The sequence below is a fragment of the Flavobacterium sp. HNIBRBA15423 genome (genome assembly GCF_052655965.1).
This window is the reverse complement of sequence record NZ_CP199751.1, coordinates 1,362,841-1,381,241: the sequence shown is the minus strand read 5'-3', so window position 1 is coordinate 1,381,241 and position 18,401 is coordinate 1,362,841. Positions and strand designations below refer to the sequence as shown.

Below are 18,401 nucleotides of genomic sequence, written 5' to 3'. Positions count from 1 at the left end.
AATGGAAAAGATAGCTACAAATATCGAAATGCTTTTTGAAAAAGCTCAAGATTATACTAAATCAAGTATTGAATTATTAAAATTGAATGCTATAGATAAGACAGCAGATATTACTGCTTCACTAATTTTTAGATTAGCATTTGGGTTGATTGTAGCTATGTTTTTATTGTTTATAAATATTGGAATAAGCCTTTATATTGGAAAACTAATGGGAGAGAATTATTTAGGTTTCCTTATCGTTTCAGTATTTTACTTAATACTAGCCATAATCTTATTCATTTTTAGAAATCAATTGATTAAAGTACCAATAACTAATTTAGTTATTAAAAAACTTTTAGAAACAAAAAATAGAGAAGATGGAAACAATTAATGAAAATCAACTTTTAGATAAAAAAATTAGGCTTTTAAAATTAAAACAATCTAATGATTTTGAAATTTTGAGGGACCAATTTAACCTTACTCTAGAAAGTCTAAAACCCATAAATATAGTTAAGGAAAGTATTGACGATTTTAAAAAATCTAAAGAAATAAAACACTCAATCCTAGAATCAACATTAGGAATTGCTGGAGGTTATCTTGCTAGAAAAATGATTGCAGGTAAATCAGCAGGAATATTTAAAAAAATATCAGCAACTGTAATTCAATATTTGGTTACCAATTTTATTACAAACAAAGCAGAAAAAATAAACTTAAATGAAAAAGATATTTAAAGTATTAGTAATTAGTTCTCTACTTATAGGCTCAAATTCAAAAATGTCCGCTCAAGATCAAAGTGATAATTACGATCGCAAATTTAAATTAGGCGTAGGAATCTCAGGTGGTTTACCATTTAACGATCCTTATACATTTAATTTAGGAGGAGATGTCAGACTTCAATATGACTTCTCAAAAACTTATTCATTGACACTTACGACAGGATTTAACAACTTATTTGTTGAAGATAACGGAACTGATCTTAGTTATATACCCGTTAAAGTAGGATATAAATCTTTTATATTCAAGAATGAATTTTATATAATGGGAGAAATTGGTGGAGCTTTTTCAATCACTAAAGAATATAGTGATAATTCTCTATTATTCTCACCTGCTATAGGATATGCTACAAAATATGTTGACATAAGTGTAAGATATGAATTCCTTAAAGATTTCCCTGTGATAAAAGACAATGTAGTTGATGATGGTCTAGGACAAATTATGGTAAGACTAGCATATGGTTTTGATTTATAGAATAGAAATTATATAAATCTATATCAAAATTGTATAAAACAATAGATAGAGAATCAAACTAATTTTACAAAATAATATTAACATTAATTAAAACAATTTAAGATGAAAAATTTAAAAATCACTTTAGGATTATTAGTAGTTGCTGTATCATTAACTGCTTGTACAGACGAAAAAGAGTTACAAGCTAAAAAAGATGTAGCGATGTATACAAATTATGTTGACTCTGTAAGCAACATAGAAATGGAAACAGCAGCTAATGAATGGAATGAAATTGAAAAAGATTACAATAGATTAAAAATGAACGCTGAAAACTCTCTAACAGGAGTAGAAGAAAGTAAAAATTTAAAAGAATCTATTGACAATGCAACTGTAAGATATGAGGAATACAAAGTAAAAGTAGTATCTGAAAAAGAAAAAGCGGATATGGAAAATACCAAAATCTCAATCCGTAAAACATTATTAGGAGATGGATATGATGGTTCTTCAGACATGACATTTACTTGGGTAAACAAAGACAATATCTTAAGTGTATATGACAATCTTGTAACTACTGTAGAAAAAAATAAAGATTCTTACTCAAGAGAAGATTGGGACGAAATTAAATTAATTTACGAAGCATTAGATTCAAGAAAAAATACTGTTGAAAAAGAAGGATTATCTTCAGAAGATAATAGAAAAATTGCAGCATTAAAACTTAGATTTGCACCTATGTACACAGTAAATAGAATGGGAGCAAAATCAGAAGAAAATCAAGAAGCTAAAAAGTAATTATTCATTTGATGTGTTAATTACTCAAAATAAAAAAACTGCGAGAATCATCTCGCAGTTTTTTTTATATTCTAATCAAGAAAATTATAACTATTCCTTTACAAACTTAGTATTAGCACTACCCTTTTCAGTATTTACTTTTACAAAATAATTTCCAGATTTCAAACTAGAAACATCAATTGAAGTAGTTGCATTGGGAACAGATATAACAATTTGACCCAACATATTATAAATCTCAACAGATTGGATGTTTAGATTTTCTTTGGAGTTAAAATTTAAAACCTCTTTTACTGGATTTGGATACAAAGTAAATTCATTACTAAAAACAAAATCTTGCGAATTTAAAGCCTGAATCGTAGTCGTGTAAGTATTTGTTGTAATTGGAAAATTATAATCAAAATAAATATTGGCATTATTTGAAAAAGTACTTCCAACAGTTAAATTAGATTTTGTTTTAATTTTGAAAGCCACATAACCATCATTAGTAGCATCATTGAAATCTAAATTTATATTTTCAAAGATAAATTCTACTTTATTATCTTTAATTCTAGTATAAAAATCATGACTTCCTTTTAAAGGTACTAAAGTAGCGATATCAAATTTAGTCAAATCAATCATGTCTTTTACTACAACATTTTCAGCAGGATATGTTCCTGTATTTTCAAAACGAATTAGATAATGTACATATTCTCCTATCATGTCTGGACCAACTGTTTCTCCTTCTAAACAAGTTTTGTCATTTGGATCATAAGAACCAACAACAATTTGTTTTAAAGAAGAAGTATTATCAAAAAGTACTTCATCATTAACCATTGGAGTAATTTGTGCAGTAAAATTCAATTGATCTCCAATATTCATTGCTGGAGTTCCTGTAGGTGAATTCACATTGAAAACTACTTCAATTTCTCTAGTTTCAAAAGGTTGTAAATTGCTATAATTCCAAGTATAAGTACTTGTCCCAATGCCACTATAAACTGGGTTTGAAGAAACATAATCTAAAACAGTATCATTATAAGTGAATGTAATAGCACCACTTTCTATTTGATTACCTTTATTACGATATAGAATTTTATATTTAGCATCAAAACCTGGACGTGCAGGAACTATTGGCAAAATTACCACTTCCACATCATGGCGAATTCCATTTGCTGTCACACAAAAATCTTGCGTAAACGGGATAGCTTGTGATGGAAAATCAACAGTTAAATTTGCAGGTGATATATTAAAATAAGTTGGATTTTCTAGATTTGGAGTTATAGTATGCGAACCTGCTTGAACTGGAATAGAATAATTTCCTGATTGATTTGTGATATAAACACCTACTAAATCATTTGAAATAGTATGATTAAATTTGAAATTTGAAAAATTAAAATCAAAATTATCACAACCATTATTATTAGAATCATATTTATTGTTTCCTGTAATATAGTAAAAAGTACCTCCGGGAATAAACGAACAATAACTATTTACACTACAATTTAATATCCCATTTTGAGCAGTAAGAAGTTCTAAGTGATTTACTTGATCATCATCACAACAAATATAGCTCAAATTAGGGTTATCCATAATTGAAATTGAAGTTTCAATTGATCCATTTTTTAAAAATAAACTCTCTAACTCATTTCCCCAACAATATATTTTTTTCAAATTTTTTGAGTTATTTAAATTTAAAGTAGTTAACTCATTTGAATCACAATATAATTCTTCTAAACTAATAAGATCAGAAGCATCAAATGTAATTAATTGATTAGCTATACATGTGATTTTTTTTAAATTTATTAATCCATTTAAGCTTATTGATGCAACATGACTATTTGTACAATTAAATTCAATTAAATTATTCAATCCATCTAAATTTAATGTTATTATTGAATTTCCTGCACAATTAAGGAATGTTAAATTTATAAATTCATTAATACCCGTTAAATTAGTAATATTTTGATCACTAACATTCAGATAAGTAACTTGATGAGCTTCATTTATCTGAATATTTCCATCATTATTAGCATCTATTCCTAAAGCGATTAACTTCGCTTTAAAATTTGCATCAGGAATGTTAACAATCTGTCCTTGCAAATTCAATCCAAACAAAACAAACAATAAAAAGTAGATTTTCTTCATAATATAAATTTGAGTTGGCAAAAATAGTGTAAATAATTAAGTAGTAATCTATTTTTATTCTAGAAATAATAATTCCTTAAGATTGCTAATTTCCAGTAATGTCATTCTGCAAAAAAATAGTATTTTAGCCACATGATTAAAGTCGTGTTAATTGGTAGTGGAAATGTAGCCCAACACTTATTACAAGTGATGTTAAAAACAGCTGATATTGAGTTGGTGCAAGTTTTTGCTCGTAATAAAAATAGTATTTTACATTTAATTGCTGAAGAACGAATTACATCCAATTATCAAGATATTAAAGAAGCTGATGTGTATATTATTTCGGTTTCTGATAATGCTATTGCAGAAGTTTCCAATCATTTACTTTTTCAAAATCGATTAGTTGTACATACTTCTGGTACTTCTGAACTTTCGGTTTTGGATAGTAAAAATAGAAAAGGTGTTTTTTATCCTTTGCAAACGTTCAGTAAATCAAAAGCAGTCGATTTTTCAACGATTCCAATTTGTTTGGAAACAAAAAATGAAAGTGATTATAAGACTTTGGAAACATTAGCAAATCTAGTATCTAAAAAAGTGTATTCCATTTCATCTGAACAACGAAAAAGTTTACATGTAGCTGCCGTTTTTGTTTGTAATTTTGTAAATCATTTGTACCAAATTGGCAACCAAATTTGCGATGAAAATCAAGTTCCTTTCGAAATTTTACACCCTTTAATTTTAGAAACTGCCAACAAAATAACTGAACTGTCTCCAAAAGAAGCGCAAACTGGTCCAGCTGTGAGAAACGATACTAAAACTATTGAAAAACACATCGAATTTTTACAAAATTCAAATTATAAAGAAATTTACACATTATTAACCCAATCGATACAAAATGTCTAAAAGCTATAAAGAATTAATGAACGAAATCACCACTTTCATCCTTGACGTTGATGGTGTATTAACCGATGGAACCATTCATGTTACTCAAACTGGTGAAATGCTTCGCAATATGAACATTCGAGATGGTTATGCTATGAAAGCGGCTGTTGAAAATGGATATACAGTTTGCATTATTTCAGGAGGAAGTAACGAAGGTGTTCGCGTGCGTTTACGTAATTTAGGCATTACTGACATCCATTTAGGTGTTTCGGATAAAGTGGAAACTTTTAAAGAATTCATAGATATTTACAATATTAAACCCGAACAAGTATTATATATGGGTGATGATATTCCTGATTTTCATGTAATGAAATTAGTAGGTTTACCAACTTGTCCACAAAATGCTGCACCAGAAATTAAAACAATCTCAAAATATATTTCTCATAAAGATGGTGGAAAAGGTTGTGTACGCGATGTCATTGAGCAAGTTATGAAAGTACAACATAAATGGATGGAACATTTTGATGCAAAATATGATTAAAATTAAGTGTTCAGTGTACAAACTTATCACTAATTACTTATCACTAATTACTCAACAATATGAAATACTTACAACTTATACGCTTTCAAAACCTACTTATGCTTGCTTTTATGCAAGTGCTTTTTCGTTATACTTATTTGAAAGCAGCAACTTATAATACTTTAACGCCTTCAAATGATTATTTATCATTGACGCATTTTCAATTTGCATTATTAGTTTTATCAACAGTGTGTATTGCAGCTGCTGGTTATGTAATTAATAATATTATCGATCAAGATAATGATGAAATTACCAAACCAAAAGATAGAATTGTTGGTAAATCTATTTCAGAAAGTCTAGCCTATAATTTGTATGTAATATTAAATATTATTGGTGTAGGAATTGGATTTTATTTATCCAATGTTGTGGGTAAAAAAGGATTATTTACCATATTCATATTTACAGCAGCTTTACTATATGTATATTCTACATTTTTAAAGAGAATTGTAATTGTAAGTAATCTAGTAGTTGCTTTTATTTTATCTTTTAGTATTATTATCCTTGGAATTTTCGATTTATTTCCTGCTACTTATGATGGAAATATTGTACAAATGAAAAAAGCATTTGGAGTATTATTTGATTATGCAGTATTTGCATTTATTATCAATTGGATTAGAGAGGTTGTAAAAGATATTGAAGATACAGATGGTGATTATGCTTCTGGCATTCAAACTTTACCTATTCTTTTGGGTAAAACAAGAACGGCTAAACTAGTTAGTATTGTAATTATTATCCCTATTCTTTTATTGCTTTATTATATCAATAAAAATTTATTAGATTATACTTATGTTTTCTTGTATGGTCTATTATTTATTGTAGGACCTTTATTGTTTTGCATGATTAAATTATGGAGTGTAAAAACAAAATCTGAATTCAAGCAAATTAGTTTAGTACTAAAATTAGTTTTATTTTTTGGAATACTTTCAATTGCTGTAATCACTTATGCTATAAAAAATGCTCAAGGATAAATTAAACCAATATACTATCATTTTAGCTTCAGGTTCACCTAGAAGACAACAGTTTTTTAAAGAAATGGATATTCCTTTTAGCATTCAATTAAAAGAAATAGAAGAAATTTATCCTAATACTCTCAAAGCTGAAGAAATTACCAATTATTTAGCCGAATTAAAAGCAAATGCTTTTGAAGACTTAAAAGAAAATGATATAGTAATAACAAGTGATACCATTGTTTGGCACGAAGAAAAAGCACTGGGAAAACCAAAAAATTATGAAGATGCTCTTCAAATGTTGCAATCTATGTCAGGGAAAACTCATGAAGTAATAACTTCTGTTTGCTTTAAAACAAAAAACAAAGTTGAAACCATCTATGAAGTGACCAAAGTAACTTTTAAAACATTATTAGATGCTGAAATAATCTATTATTTAGATAATTACAAACCTTTTGACAAAGCTGGTTCTTATGGTATTCAGGAATGGATTGGTTTAATTGGAATTTCAAAAATTGAAGGTTCTTACACTAATGTAGTAGGAATGCCAGTTGAGAAAATATATTCAAAATTATTAGATTATGCTAAAATTTATTGAAAACCCTTATTTACATGAGGAAATACTAACTTTTATTACAATTTGTATTTTTTTTATTTCGAGATTGTTTTTTGCAGAAGTTGTTAAAAAATTCGCTCGAATGAATGAATCTTTAGAGCACCGAACGAATCTTGTAATTAAATATATTAATATTTTACTGGGCTTATTAGCCATTTTTTCTGTTGTTATTATTTGGGGTGTAAAACGAGAACAAATATTTTTATTCATATCATCAGTATTTGCAGTTGTTGGAGTAGCTTCCTTTGCACAATGGTCCATTTTAAGTAATATTTCAGCTGGAATTATACTTTTCTTTTCCTATCCTTTTAAAATTGGTGATAAAATAAAAATATTAGACAAAGACTTTCCTTTAGAAGGAGAAATTGAAGATATTAAAGCTTTTTATATTCTTTTAAAGACAATAGATGGTGAACAAATTACCTATCCTAATAACTTATTAATGCAAAAAGGGATATTAATTGTTAAATCTAATTTTGAAAATAAAGAGTTTACCGATTAAATCATCTTATAAATTAATGTTAAAAAGGAAGAATTTCAATCTTCCTTTTTTAATTTTAAACGCAATTTCAAATTTGAGGTTAAAAAAATAATACAAATGATAAAAAAATATACTGCATTACTTTTACTAGTTACCTTATTTACTCAAGCGCAAGCTCCCACAAAATTAAATTCAAATCAGATATTTGAAGAAATTCAAAAATTAAATTTTCTAGGTAAAGTACTATATGTTGCAGCACACCCAGATGATGAAAATACACGTTTAATTACTTATTTTGCTAATCATTATCATGCAGAAACGGCTTATTTATCTTTAACTCGCGGTGATGGTGGTCAAAACCTAATAGGTCCAGAATTAAGAGAAAAACTTGGAGCTATTCGAACACAAGAATTATTAGCAGCAAGAAATATAGATGGAGGAAATCAATTTTTTACACGTGCCAATGATTTTGGTTATTCCAAAGAACCTAATGAAACATTCTCTATTTGGAACAAAGAGCAAGTACTAGAAGATGTAATACAAGTTATGGAAACCTTTCATCCAGATATTGTAATTAATCGATTTAATCATAGAACACCAGGAACGACTCATGGTCACCATACAGCTTCTGCCCTATTAACTTTAGAAGCTTATGACAAATTAACAACAAAACCCAAAAGAGTTTTTTTTAATACTTCATGGTGGTTTTATGGAAGTGAAGAAGCTTTTGAAAAAGCCGATAAATCTAATTTAATAGGTTTTAATGCCAATGTATATTATCCTTTAAAAGGAAAAAGCAATCATGAAATAGCTGCTTTAAGTAGAAGTCAACATCAATGTCAAGGTTTTGGATCAACAGGTTCAAGAGGAGACGAAACCGAATATTTAGAATTATTAAAAGGAGATTTACCAAATGTTACTAATCTTTTTGAAGGTATTGACACTTCTTGGAACCGAATTAAAGGTGGTGAAGCCATTGGAAAAATAGTAGTTCCTATTCAAAATAATTTTGATTTCAATAATCCTTCTTCACATATTCCACAATTAGTAAAAGCGTATTTATTAATTCAAGAATTAGAAGATTCTTATTGGAAAAACGATAAAACAAAACAAATTTTAAAAATAATTGAAGCTTGTAGTGGTATGTATTTAGAAGCTGTAGCTTCAGTAGAAAATGCTACTAAAAAAGAAGCTATAACAATTAATTTTGAGGCTATTAATAGAAGTAATTCAAAAGTGAAATTATTAGGTTATTCTATTCTAAATGAATCTAAAAAAACAAAAGAAGTTCAACTTAATAATAATGAAAAAATAAGCTTTGAAGAGAAAAATTTTAAAATTCCAAATACCATAGGTTATACAAATTTATTTTGGTTAAAAGAAAAACCAACCGTTGGAATGTACCAAGTTTCAAATAAAGCGATTCGTATTTATCCAGAAGAGAAATTACAATTTCCTATTCTCTTTTCAATTGAAATTGAAGGAACTAAAATTGATTTTGTAAAGAATTTAGTATTCAAAATGAACGACCGAAAAAAAGGAGAAACCTATATTCCTTTTTCTGTTTTACCAGAAGTAACTTCTGAAATAACTAATAAAGTTTCCATTTTTAATACAACTGAACCAAAAGATATTCTAGTAAAACTAAAGGCAAACAAGGAAAACAGTTCTGGAAAAGTTAGATTAATTGTTCCCAATAATTGGAAAGTAGAACCAAGTGAAATTCCATTTAGTATTGCTACTAAAAATGATGGAAAAACGGTAAGTTTTAAAGTTTATCCTCCAAAAAATGAAAGTAATGTTGATTTTTCAGTAGAAATTCAAACAGCTTCAGAAAAGCATCAGCTAGAATGTGTAGAAATTAAATATGATCATATTCCAAAACAAACCATTTTACAACCATCTGAAGGGAAATTGGTAAAGCTAGATATACAAACAAAAGGAAAAAATATTGGTTACTTAATTGGTGCTGGTGATGAAGTAGGAAAATATTTAGAAAACATTGGCTACAATATTTCCTATATTACTACTAATGAATTAAATGCAGAAAATTTAAATAAATTTGACGCTATTATATTAGGAATTAGAGCTTTCAATACTGTTGAAGATTTAAAATTCAAACAAAAGGAATTATTTAAATATGTAGAGAATGGTGGAAATCTTATTGTACAATATAACACAACAAGTGGTTTAATAACAAATGAAATTGCACCATTTGATTTATCCATTTCAAGAGATAGGGTAACCAATGAAAAAGCTAAAGTAACATTTATAAATCCTTCACATCATATTTTAAATTATCCTAATAAAATATCTCCAAAAGATTTCGAAAACTGGGTTCAAGAGCAAGGATTGTATTATCCTAATAAATGGGACAAAGCCTTCACTCCTATTTTATCAGCTTCAGACGATGGAGAAGATCAAAAAGAAGGAGCGTTATTAGTTGCAAAATATGGAAAAGGAAATTATATTTATACAGGATTAAGTTTCTTTAGAGAATTACCTGAAGGTGTTTCTGGAGCTTATCGTCTTTTTGTAAATCTAATTTCTCTTGATAAATAAACATTCTCATATGGAAAAAGAAAAAAACCAATGGAAAAGAAGTTATAATTATGTGCTAATTCTAAATGCCATATATATTTTAATTTTCTTTTTACTAATGGAAATCTACTCGTAACATGGAAAATTTAGATTGGATTGTATTATCTTGTACCTTACTATTTATAGTTATCTATGGAGCTTTAAAAACAAAAGGTAGTGCTAATGTAAAAGATTATTTATTAGATAATAACGAAACTCCTTGGTTTACAGTTGGTCTTTCTGTTATGGCAACTCAAGCTAGTGCTATTACCTTCTTATCTACTCCAGGACAAGCCTATCATGATGGTATGGGATTTGTTCAATTCTATTTTGGGTTACCTCTTGCAATGATTGTAATTGCTTATACTTTTATTCCTATTTATCATAAATTAAAAGTATATACAGCTTATGAATATTTAGAACAGCGTTTTGATATTAGAACACGAACCTTGGCTGCTGTTTTATTTTTAATTCAAAGAGGATTAGGAACAGGAATAACTATTTATGCACCTTCTATCATTTTGTCTGCTTTGTTAGGCTGGAATTTAACCTTCCTAAATATTATAATAGGTGTACTCGTAATTATTTATACAGTAACTGGAGGAACTAAAGCTGTTAACATTACTCAAAAACAGCAAATGTTTGTTATTATTTCTGGTATGTTCATTACTTTTTTCTTAATACTTGATTACCTTCCTGAAGAATTAGATTTTGGAAATGTACTTCATGTGGCTGGAGCCAATGGGAAAATGAATATCTTAGATTTTTCCTATAATCCAAAAACAAGATATACCTTTTGGAGCGGAATAACTGGTGGATTTTTCCTAATGCTTTCCTATTTTGGAACAGACCAATCTCAGGTGGGACGATATCTTTCTGGGAAATCGGTAAAAGAAAGCCAAATGGGATTAATTATGAATGGTGTGTTGAAAGTTCCAATGCAGTTTTTTATATTATTAACAGGAGTTTTAGTTTTTGTATTCTTTCAATTTAATGATGCCCCTTTACATTTTAATCCAAATAATGTTAATAAAGTAAAAGAATCGACTTACAAAATTGATTATGAAAAAATTGAAAATAAACTCCAAATAGTTAATGAAGAAAAAAAAGTAGTCAATAAAATTTACATAGAACAACTACAGCATAATAATTTTGACAATCCTACATTAAGAAAACAAATGGTAGCCTTGTCTCTAAAAGAGAAAGAACTTAGAGAAGATGCAAAAGATATTATTAAAAAAGTAGATAATGGTTCTGAAACTAATGATAAAGATTATGTTTTTCTCTATTTTATTTTACATTACTTACCAAAAGGATTATTGGGTTTACTCTTAGCCGTTATTTTCAGTGCTGCCATGTCTTCTAGTGCTTCCGGATTAAATTCTCTAGCTGCAACAACTGCTATTGATATTTATAAAAGAAATGTAAGTGATAAATCCGATAAGCATTATGTATTTGCTACACAATATTTTACTTTATTTTGGGGAATTGTTGCTATCGGTTTTGCATGTATTAGTTCTCTTTTTGAAAATTTAATCCAATTGGTAAACATTATTGGTTCTATTTTTTACGGAACAGTTTTAGGAATCTTTTTGGTTGGTTTTTATATTAAATACATCAAAGCAAAAGCTATATTCATTGGAGCATGCTTGAGCCAAACAATAATTTTTATTATTTATTACTTTTATATTCATATTCAACCCGAAGATGAAAAATTAAGTTATTTATGGCTTAATTTTATAGGAGTAGTATTAACCTTATTCTTGTCTTTTTTTATACAATTATTCATACAGAACAGTATAAAGTCAAATTTAAACAGTAAAGAAGAGCTTGCTTAAAGCTCTTCTTTACCTTTGTAGATAAATCATTTAATTATATTTTTTAATTCATTCCTATATTGAGAAGCACTCTTGCCAGTGTATTCTTTAAATAGTTTATTAAAATGACTAAAATTATTAAATCCACTTTCAAAACAAATTTCTGTAATACTAATTGGTTTTTCGGCTAATAACTTACAAGCATGTACTAACCTATATTCGTTTACAAAAGAAGTAAAAGTTTTATTTGTTATTTTTTTAAAGAATCTACAAAATGAAGGTACTGTCATACTAACCAAACCTGCTACTTCATCCAGAGTTATTGGCTCATAAAAATGATCTTTTACAAAATTAAATATAACATTAATTTTATCATTATCCTGAACTTGTGTTTCCAAAGAAAAACCATCAGCATTTAAAAGAATATCATCATTTGAAATAGCTAATTCATTTAAAATTTTCAAAAGATTTAGTAATCTATCAAAAGGATTTTGAGATTGCATTATTTCAATTTGAGCGCCTACTTTTCTTTTCGTTTCATTGTCAAACGCAATACCTACTCTAGCCTGATTCATTAAATTTTGAATTTTCTTCATTTCAGTAATATCCAAAAAATCATTTCCTAAAAAGTTAGGCTTCATTTGAATTACTGTTTCAATTTTATTACCCGTTTGTTCATTGGTAAAACCACAATGAGGCAAATTACTACCTATCAAAATTAAATCACCATCTGTATAATAAGAAATGTGACTTCCTATTTGCCTTTTCCCAGAACCACCGTTTACATAAACCAACTCAATTTCAGGATGATAATGCCATACATCAGATTTGTTATTCGTTTTTTCTGAATAACTAAAATAAGCAAATGAACTTCCAAATGAAGGAGTAATAACTTCAAAAGACGGTACTAAATTTTTCATATTAGACAATTATAACTGTTCAAAATTAACTATTTTATATACAAAATTATCAATTTTAACCTAAAACGTTTTCGTAAATGGTAAAATAGCATACATATATGAAAAAATTGTTGCAATATCTTCTGTAGTTATAACATAAATTTGCTCCATCAACAAACAAATATTAATTTAAAAACTACAATTATGAAAAATCTTTTAAAATTAAGCTTAGTATTCGCAGTAGTTTTATCTACTATGACGGTGTATGCAAATGATCACGATTTCTTACTTTATGTAAAAAATAAAAATGGAAAACAAATCACTTTTTCAATAAATGGAATCCAAAATGTTAACATAACTATTCTTGACAGTGATGGAGAAAAAATTTATGCTGAAAAAGCAACTGGTCAAAAAGGAATTAAGAAAATTTACAACTTAGAACAGTTTCCTTCTGGGAAATACATTCTAAAAATTGAAAATAATCTTAAAAAAGTATCTTACGAAATTACAGTAACTAACGAAGATGCTATATTATCCTCAAGAGGGATTTCAGAAGTATATAAAGTAATAGAAAATACTAGTGAAAAACTTGCTAGCAATTAGCTATTCAATAAATAGTAATACAGTTTAATTAAAAGAATAGAAAACTAATATTTAAATAATTAAACTGTATTATTTATTTTGTACTCTGATAAATAGGGATTTTTAAGCCAACATGTACATCAATGGCATTTGTGTAACCAAAAAGTCCATTAAAAACAGAACCTGAACCCACTGTTACAGGACCAGCTCTAAATCCAAAACCAGATAAAAACCCAGAATCTTGAACAATAGATAATGGCAAATAAATACTAAACCATTTTGATTCATAACGAGGAGTTAGACTTGTTGTATTTTTTATGTAATTAGAATTTGGCTTAGTCTCTTTGTTCATATTTAAATCAGCATTAAAATTTAAATAATATTTTTCATACACATTCCAATCAGCATTTAAATGTAACGCAGTTGGTAAAGAAACATTAAAAGATCTACTTTCACTAATTCTTGTATAATAAGTATCAAAATCATCGTTTATAGCATATTCTGCATCTGTATAAGAAGCATCTGCTTCATAAAGAACTTTCTCTCCATCTTTAAATTTAACACTTCCAATATCTGTTACTGACAAACCAAATTTTAATAAATATTTATTAAAATTTGTATTAGAACCATTAGCTCTCAATTCATAAGTAAAACCAATATCTGTACCAAAACCACTACCCGTATTTTCGATTGGATCATCAAAACTTTCAAGGCTGGATATATTTCCTGTTTCAATTTCTCCAGAAGTTGTTGTTGTATTTGTAATTTCTAAACCTGTATAATCATATGAAATCGATAAATTTCTAGCTTTTATATATCCAGAATATATTCCTCCTATATATTTAACCGAAATTCCTCCTTTTAAAAAATGCTTTTCATTATTCAACAAAATTCTTGCATAAGATAAACCAATTTCAAACCAAGAATTAGTAGCTAAACTAAAATTTTGATTATCTACATTAAAATCTTGTTCAACATCATCTTGTATTTTCTCAAAAAAGACTCCATCTATATCAGAAGCATGACCAATTCCTCTTGCTCTTGTAAAAAAACCAATAGCACTTTTATCATTAATATTCATCTGAAACGAAGGTCCTAATATATCTACATTAGTGTAAAAATTATTACTATTCGTAGGTGTCTTTTTGGCATAATCTTCAAAATCAGAATTATTTAATACATCACCTAATTTAACAGCATAATAATCACTACCGGCAAAAAGACTTGCAGAAGAAATGTTAATATCAGTTCTAAATGGAGAATCAACAATATTTGCAGGGTTATTTAAAACACTATAAATTCCAGCATAATTATCATATTGACTTCCAAAAAAAGATTGTGATTGAATAGTTAAACTTAAAATAAACGTCACAAATAGAAATAAATTTTTAGACATAAATTAAAGATTTAGAAATTAAAAAAGGCTATAAACACAGTTTATAGCCTTTCAAAAATAATGCTTTTATTTTAAAATACTTCAGTTTCTTTTAATTTTTCTGTATTTGCAACTAATTGAAGTTCTTCTACAATTTTTTGAATATCACCATTCATAATATTACCTAAATCATATAACGTTAACCCAATTCTATGATCTGTAACACGTCCTTGAGCATAATTATAAGTTCTAATTTTTGCAGATCTATCTCCACTACTCACTTGTGAAGTTCTTTTAGTAGCATCTTCAGCTTCCTTTTTAGCTAATTCCATCTCATATAAACGAGAACGAAGTACATTCAATGCCTTATCTTTATTTTTATGCTGTGATTTCTGATCCTGACATTGAGCCACTAATCCAGTTGGTATATGTGTTAAACGAACAGCAGATTTAGTTGTATTTACAGATTGTCCACCTGGTCCAGAAGAACAAAAGAAATCTACTCTCACATCATTCATGTCTATTTGAACATCGAACTCTTCTGCCTCTGGCAAAACCATAACTGTTGCTGCTGATGTATGCACACGCCCTTGAGTTTCAGTTTGAGGAACACGTTGTACACGATGCACACCCGCTTCATATTTTAAAGTACCATAAACATCTTCTCCTGTAACTTCAAAAATAACCTCTTTAAATCCTCCCGATGTTCCTTCATTCATATCTACAACAGAACATCTCCATCCTCTAGATTCGCAGTATTTAGTGTACATTCTATACAAATCTCCAGCAAAAATAGAAGCTTCGTCACCACCAGTTCCTGCACGTATTTCTACCATTACATTTTTAGCATCCTCGGGATCTTTAGGAATTAACATAAATTTAATTTCCTCTTCTAACTGAGGTAAACGTTCTTTAGCTTCATCTAACTGCATTTTTGCCATCTCAACCATCTCTGCATCAGAACCATCTGCAATAATTTCATTAGCTTCCTTGATGTTTCCATCCAGAACGATGTATTCTTCACGTTTCTCAACTAAGGCTTTAAGGTCCTTATATTCTTTATTTAATTGTACATAACGTTTCTGATCAGCAATAACATCCGGTTGAATAATCAAATCGGATATTTCATCAAAACGTTGTTTTACATATTGCAATCTATCTAACATAGCATTTTCTTATTTTGGAGTGCAAAGTTAATAAAAAAATCAATCCATTAGCATACTATCCAATCGACTTTTCTTATTCTGATTCCTAATGACTTATGTTTTTTATTTTAAATAAGTCTAAATAAATTTTGAATTTAATTTTTTCAACATTATTTTTGCGCCATTATTTTAATTAAATCTAAATAAATGAAAAGATATTTTATTGCCTTAACCAGTTTTCTCTTCATAGCTAATGCTATTGGGCAAGAAAACGAACAAAAAGAAAGAGATACTATTAAAAGTTTAAATGAAGTAACTGTAACAAGTAACTATAAATATGCCCGTGAAAAAAGTACTACTGTTTCTAAAATGCCTTTAAAAAATATTGAAAATCCACAAGTTTATAATGTTGTTACAAACGAATTACTAAAAGAACAAGTGGTTACAAATCTAAACGATGGACTTAAAAATGCAACTGGTATTACTCGTCTTTGGGAATCAACAGGTCGTAATGGAGATGGTGCAGAATTTTATTCAATGAGAGGTTTTTCGGTTCAACCGTCCATGGTAAATGGTTTGCCAGCATTAACAAACGGAAATATTGACCCTATAAATATTGACAATATAGAAGTTATTAAAGGTCCTTCAGGAACATTATTTGGTAGTAGTGTTATTTCTTATGGTGGTTTAATTAATCTTGTTACAAAAAAACCAAATAAAAAATTTGGTGGTGAAATAAGTTATAATTCAGGTACATATGGAATGGATAGAATTACAGCTGACATAAATATTCCCGTAAAAGAGAATCTTGCAGTAAGAATTAATAGTGCCTATCAGAATACTGAATCATTTCAAGATGCTGGTTACTCAAATTCATTTTTTATTGCACCATCAATTAGATATGAAATAAACGATAAATTAACTTTCTTAATAAATACAGAAATATATAACACTACATCAGCTAAACCTGCTATGTTATTTTTAAGTCGTTATTCTCCTCTATCTTTCACTGGTATGGAGTTATTTGACAGAAATTATAAAAAATCATTTATTTCTAATGATTTAACAATAGACAATCAGTCATTTAATATGCAAGCGCAAGCTTTATACAAACTTTCAAATAATTGGACTTCACAAACAGTTTTATCAAGAAGTACAACAAAAACAAATGGTTATTATCAATATTTATGGGATATGGCTGATGGTGATAATTTTGTACGTTACATCGCTTTTGCAAATGGAACAAATTATACTACAGATATACAACAAAATTTTATTGGTGATTTTAAAATTGGTAGTCTAAGAAATCGCTTAGTAGTAGGTTTAGATTACTATAATACAGATATTAAAAATGGTGGTTCTGGATGGGTTACAAACGGAATGGTTTCTTTGGTAAATGATACAGATACAGGGGATTTAACTCAAGCAGGAACAGATGCTTTATTAGTAGGAACTTATACTGGAAACACAAAAGCTACGCAAAAAATTTTTAGTGTCTATTTTTCAGATGTTTTAAATATTACTGACAGATTATCTGTTATGGCTAGTTTACGTTTTGATAATTTTGGTGAAAAAACATCCAATAACAATGATGATGAAGCTAAAGATCAAACGGCATTCTCTCCAAAATTTGGTGCTGTTTATCAAATCATAGAAAATAAGGTTTCTGTTTTTGGTAATTATATGAATGGTTTTAAAAACATTACACCTCAAAGTATTTATGATACAGGAGGAAATCTTGTGGAAATTAAGAAATTTGATCCAGAGCATGCAAATCAATTCGAATTTGGTATTAAAACAAATTTATACAAAGATATTATCTCGGCAACTATTAGTTATTATAACATTAATGTAAAAGATAAGGTAACCTCAAATCCTAATAATATCAATGATGTAATTCAAGGTGGTGAAGTAGAAAGTAAAGGCATAGAAGTTAGTTTCACAGCCACTCCAACAAAAGGATTAAGCATTATAGCTGGTTTTAGTAACAATAAAAGCGAATTAACAAAAGATTATTTCCCAGATAATGGTTATTTAGGCTTACGTCCTGAAGAAGCTGGTCCCGAAACTTTAATTAATTTTTGGGCAAATTATAAAATTTCAAATGGAAGTTTAAAAGGCTTTGGAATTGGTTTTGGTGGTAATTATGCTAGCGAATACAAAACGCTTAATCGATCAAATATTGGAACTTTTGAATTACCAAGTTATACGATTTTAAATAGTGCTTTATCATACGATGCAAACGATTTTAATATTACATTAAAATTAAATAATGCCCTAAACGAAAAATACTATTCAGGTTGGTCAACTGTAACACCACAGCAGTTAAGGAGTGTCATTGCTGGCTTAACCTATAAATTTTAGTTATTTACGGATTAGTATTAAAAAACTCCTCATTTCGA

The 18,401-nt window shown here is 28.1% G+C and carries 17 protein-coding genes; 13 read left to right on the top strand and 4 right to left on the bottom strand.

Going from position 1 to position 18,401, the window contains the following annotated elements; all coding sequences use genetic code 11:
• Position 1 precedes the first annotated feature (1 nt).
• The 4 genes from ACULEV_RS06100 (at position 2) to ACULEV_RS06085 (ending at position 1,995) form a co-directional block, all read left to right on the top strand.
• The gene (locus ACULEV_RS06100; protein ID WP_445457781.1) at positions 2-370 is read left to right on the top strand and encodes a phage holin family protein; all 369 of its coding nucleotides are present in this window, start codon (positions 2-4) and stop codon (positions 368-370) included.
• On the top strand, positions 357-710 hold the full coding sequence (locus ACULEV_RS06095; RefSeq protein WP_445457780.1) for a hypothetical protein: 354 nt from the start codon (positions 357-359) through the stop codon (positions 708-710). Before ACULEV_RS06100 ends, ACULEV_RS06095 begins: the two co-directional genes overlap by 14 nt.
• Positions 711-753: 43 nt before the next feature.
• Positions 754-1,227 (top strand): hypothetical protein, encoded by a 474-nt coding sequence (locus tag ACULEV_RS06090; RefSeq protein WP_445457779.1) that lies wholly within the window; start codon positions 754-756, stop codon positions 1,225-1,227.
• A 102-nt stretch (positions 1,228-1,329) separates the two neighbouring features.
• Complete coding sequence (locus tag ACULEV_RS06085) at positions 1,330-1,995, top strand: hypothetical protein (protein WP_445457778.1); 666 nt, start codon at positions 1,330-1,332, stop codon at positions 1,993-1,995.
• A 90-nt stretch (positions 1,996-2,085) separates the two neighbouring features.
• Here ACULEV_RS06085 and ACULEV_RS06080 read toward each other — a convergent pair whose 3' ends face one another.
• Positions 2,086-4,116, bottom strand: a complete 2,031-nt coding sequence (locus ACULEV_RS06080; RefSeq protein WP_445457777.1) for a DUF7619 domain-containing protein — start codon at positions 4,114-4,116, stop codon at positions 2,086-2,088.
• Positions 4,117-4,248: 132 nt separating this feature from the next.
• On the opposite strand from ACULEV_RS06080, the gene ACULEV_RS06075 reads away from it, so the two are divergent.
• The 7 genes from ACULEV_RS06075 to ACULEV_RS06045 all read left to right on the top strand — a co-directional run bounded on the left by ACULEV_RS06075 (position 4,249) and on the right by ACULEV_RS06045 (position 12,019).
• Positions 4,249-4,998 (top strand): Rossmann-like and DUF2520 domain-containing protein, encoded by a 750-nt coding sequence (locus ACULEV_RS06075; protein WP_445457776.1) that lies wholly within the window; start codon positions 4,249-4,251, stop codon positions 4,996-4,998.
• Positions 4,991-5,518, top strand: coding sequence for a KdsC family phosphatase (locus ACULEV_RS06070; protein WP_445457775.1), 528 nt, complete (start codon positions 4,991-4,993; stop codon positions 5,516-5,518). Before ACULEV_RS06075 ends, ACULEV_RS06070 begins: the two co-directional genes overlap by 8 nt.
• A 59-nt stretch (positions 5,519-5,577) precedes the next feature.
• Positions 5,578-6,525 carry a geranylgeranylglycerol-phosphate geranylgeranyltransferase gene (locus ACULEV_RS06065; RefSeq protein WP_445457774.1) on the top strand — a complete coding sequence of 316 codons (948 nt, stop codon included), beginning with the start codon at positions 5,578-5,580 and terminating at the stop codon, positions 6,523-6,525.
• Entirely contained in the window at positions 6,512-7,102 is a 591-nt protein-coding gene (locus ACULEV_RS06060) for a Maf family nucleotide pyrophosphatase (protein ID WP_445457773.1), read from the top strand. Before ACULEV_RS06065 ends, ACULEV_RS06060 begins: the two co-directional genes overlap by 14 nt.
• Positions 7,086-7,622, top strand: coding sequence for a mechanosensitive ion channel domain-containing protein (locus tag ACULEV_RS06055; protein WP_445457772.1), 537 nt, complete (start codon positions 7,086-7,088; stop codon positions 7,620-7,622). The genes ACULEV_RS06060 and ACULEV_RS06055 overlap by 17 nt, the downstream gene beginning before the upstream one ends.
• Positions 7,623-7,718: 96 nt before the next feature.
• A complete protein-coding gene (locus tag ACULEV_RS06050) occupies positions 7,719-10,163 on the top strand; it encodes a PIG-L family deacetylase (protein ID WP_445457771.1) in 2,445 nt (814 codons plus the stop codon).
• Between the two features lie 116 nt (positions 10,164-10,279).
• Positions 10,280-12,019 (top strand): sodium:solute symporter, encoded by a 1,740-nt coding sequence (locus ACULEV_RS06045; RefSeq protein ID WP_445457770.1) that lies wholly within the window; start codon positions 10,280-10,282, stop codon positions 12,017-12,019.
• Between the two features lie 26 nt (positions 12,020-12,045).
• On the opposite strand, the gene ACULEV_RS06040 is transcribed toward ACULEV_RS06045, so the two are convergent.
• Positions 12,046-12,918 (bottom strand): AraC family transcriptional regulator, encoded by an 873-nt coding sequence (locus ACULEV_RS06040; RefSeq protein ID WP_445457769.1) that lies wholly within the window; start codon positions 12,916-12,918, stop codon positions 12,046-12,048.
• Positions 12,919-13,101: 183 nt separating this feature from the next.
• Between ACULEV_RS06040 and ACULEV_RS06035 the strand changes: the two genes are divergently transcribed.
• Complete coding sequence (locus ACULEV_RS06035) at positions 13,102-13,500, top strand: secretion protein (protein ID WP_445457768.1); 399 nt, start codon at positions 13,102-13,104, stop codon at positions 13,498-13,500.
• A 73-nt stretch (positions 13,501-13,573) separates the two neighbouring features.
• On the opposite strand, the gene ACULEV_RS06030 is transcribed toward ACULEV_RS06035, so the two are convergent.
• Both ACULEV_RS06030 and prfA read right to left on the bottom strand, forming a co-directional pair.
• The gene (locus ACULEV_RS06030; protein ID WP_445457767.1) at positions 13,574-14,875 is read right to left on the bottom strand and encodes a DUF5723 family protein; all 1,302 of its coding nucleotides are present in this window, start codon (positions 14,873-14,875) and stop codon (positions 13,574-13,576) included.
• A gap of 71 nt (positions 14,876-14,946) precedes the next feature.
• Positions 14,947-16,020, bottom strand: a complete 1,074-nt coding sequence (gene prfA, locus ACULEV_RS06025; RefSeq protein ID WP_445457766.1) for a peptide chain release factor 1 — start codon at positions 16,018-16,020, stop codon at positions 14,947-14,949.
• A 186-nt stretch (positions 16,021-16,206) separates the two neighbouring features.
• Here prfA and ACULEV_RS06020 point away from each other — a divergent pair, with 186 nt between their 5' ends.
• A complete protein-coding gene (locus tag ACULEV_RS06020) occupies positions 16,207-18,363 on the top strand; it encodes a TonB-dependent siderophore receptor (protein WP_445457765.1) in 2,157 nt (718 codons plus the stop codon).
• Positions 18,364-18,401: the final 38 nt, after the last annotated feature.

What these genes read in the sequence shown, in the direction of transcription:
- ACULEV_RS06070 (WP_445457775.1), top strand. Translation starts at nt 4,991, where the DNA reads ATGTCTAAAAGCTATAAAGAATTAATGAACGAAATCACCACTTTCATC.
- ACULEV_RS06040 (WP_445457769.1), bottom strand. Translation starts at nt 12,918, where the DNA reads ATGAAAAATTTAGTACCGTCTTTTGAAGTTATTACTCCTTCATTTGGA.
- ACULEV_RS06095 (WP_445457780.1), top strand. Translation starts at nt 357, where the DNA reads ATGGAAACAATTAATGAAAATCAACTTTTAGATAAAAAAATTAGGCTT.
- ACULEV_RS06035 (WP_445457768.1), top strand. Translation starts at nt 13,102, where the DNA reads ATGAAAAATCTTTTAAAATTAAGCTTAGTATTCGCAGTAGTTTTATCT.
- ACULEV_RS06020 (WP_445457765.1), top strand. Translation starts at nt 16,207, where the DNA reads ATGAAAAGATATTTTATTGCCTTAACCAGTTTTCTCTTCATAGCTAAT.
- ACULEV_RS06050 (WP_445457771.1), top strand. Translation starts at nt 7,719, where the DNA reads ATGATAAAAAAATATACTGCATTACTTTTACTAGTTACCTTATTTACT.
- ACULEV_RS06065 (WP_445457774.1), top strand. Translation starts at nt 5,578, where the DNA reads ATGAAATACTTACAACTTATACGCTTTCAAAACCTACTTATGCTTGCT.
- prfA (WP_445457766.1), bottom strand. Translation starts at nt 16,020, where the DNA reads ATGTTAGATAGATTGCAATATGTAAAACAACGTTTTGATGAAATATCC.
- ACULEV_RS06030 (WP_445457767.1), bottom strand. Translation starts at nt 14,875, where the DNA reads ATGTCTAAAAATTTATTTCTATTTGTGACGTTTATTTTAAGTTTAACT.
- ACULEV_RS06045 (WP_445457770.1), top strand. Translation starts at nt 10,280, where the DNA reads ATGGAAAATTTAGATTGGATTGTATTATCTTGTACCTTACTATTTATA.
- ACULEV_RS06075 (WP_445457776.1), top strand. Translation starts at nt 4,249, where the DNA reads ATGATTAAAGTCGTGTTAATTGGTAGTGGAAATGTAGCCCAACACTTA.
- ACULEV_RS06100 (WP_445457781.1), top strand. Translation starts at nt 2, where the DNA reads ATGGAAAAGATAGCTACAAATATCGAAATGCTTTTTGAAAAAGCTCAA.
- ACULEV_RS06055 (WP_445457772.1), top strand. Translation starts at nt 7,086, where the DNA reads ATGCTAAAATTTATTGAAAACCCTTATTTACATGAGGAAATACTAACT.
- ACULEV_RS06090 (WP_445457779.1), top strand. Translation starts at nt 754, where the DNA reads ATGTCCGCTCAAGATCAAAGTGATAATTACGATCGCAAATTTAAATTA.
- ACULEV_RS06060 (WP_445457773.1), top strand. Translation starts at nt 6,512, where the DNA reads ATGCTCAAGGATAAATTAAACCAATATACTATCATTTTAGCTTCAGGT.
- ACULEV_RS06085 (WP_445457778.1), top strand. Translation starts at nt 1,330, where the DNA reads ATGAAAAATTTAAAAATCACTTTAGGATTATTAGTAGTTGCTGTATCA.
- ACULEV_RS06080 (WP_445457777.1), bottom strand. Translation starts at nt 4,116, where the DNA reads ATGAAGAAAATCTACTTTTTATTGTTTGTTTTGTTTGGATTGAATTTG.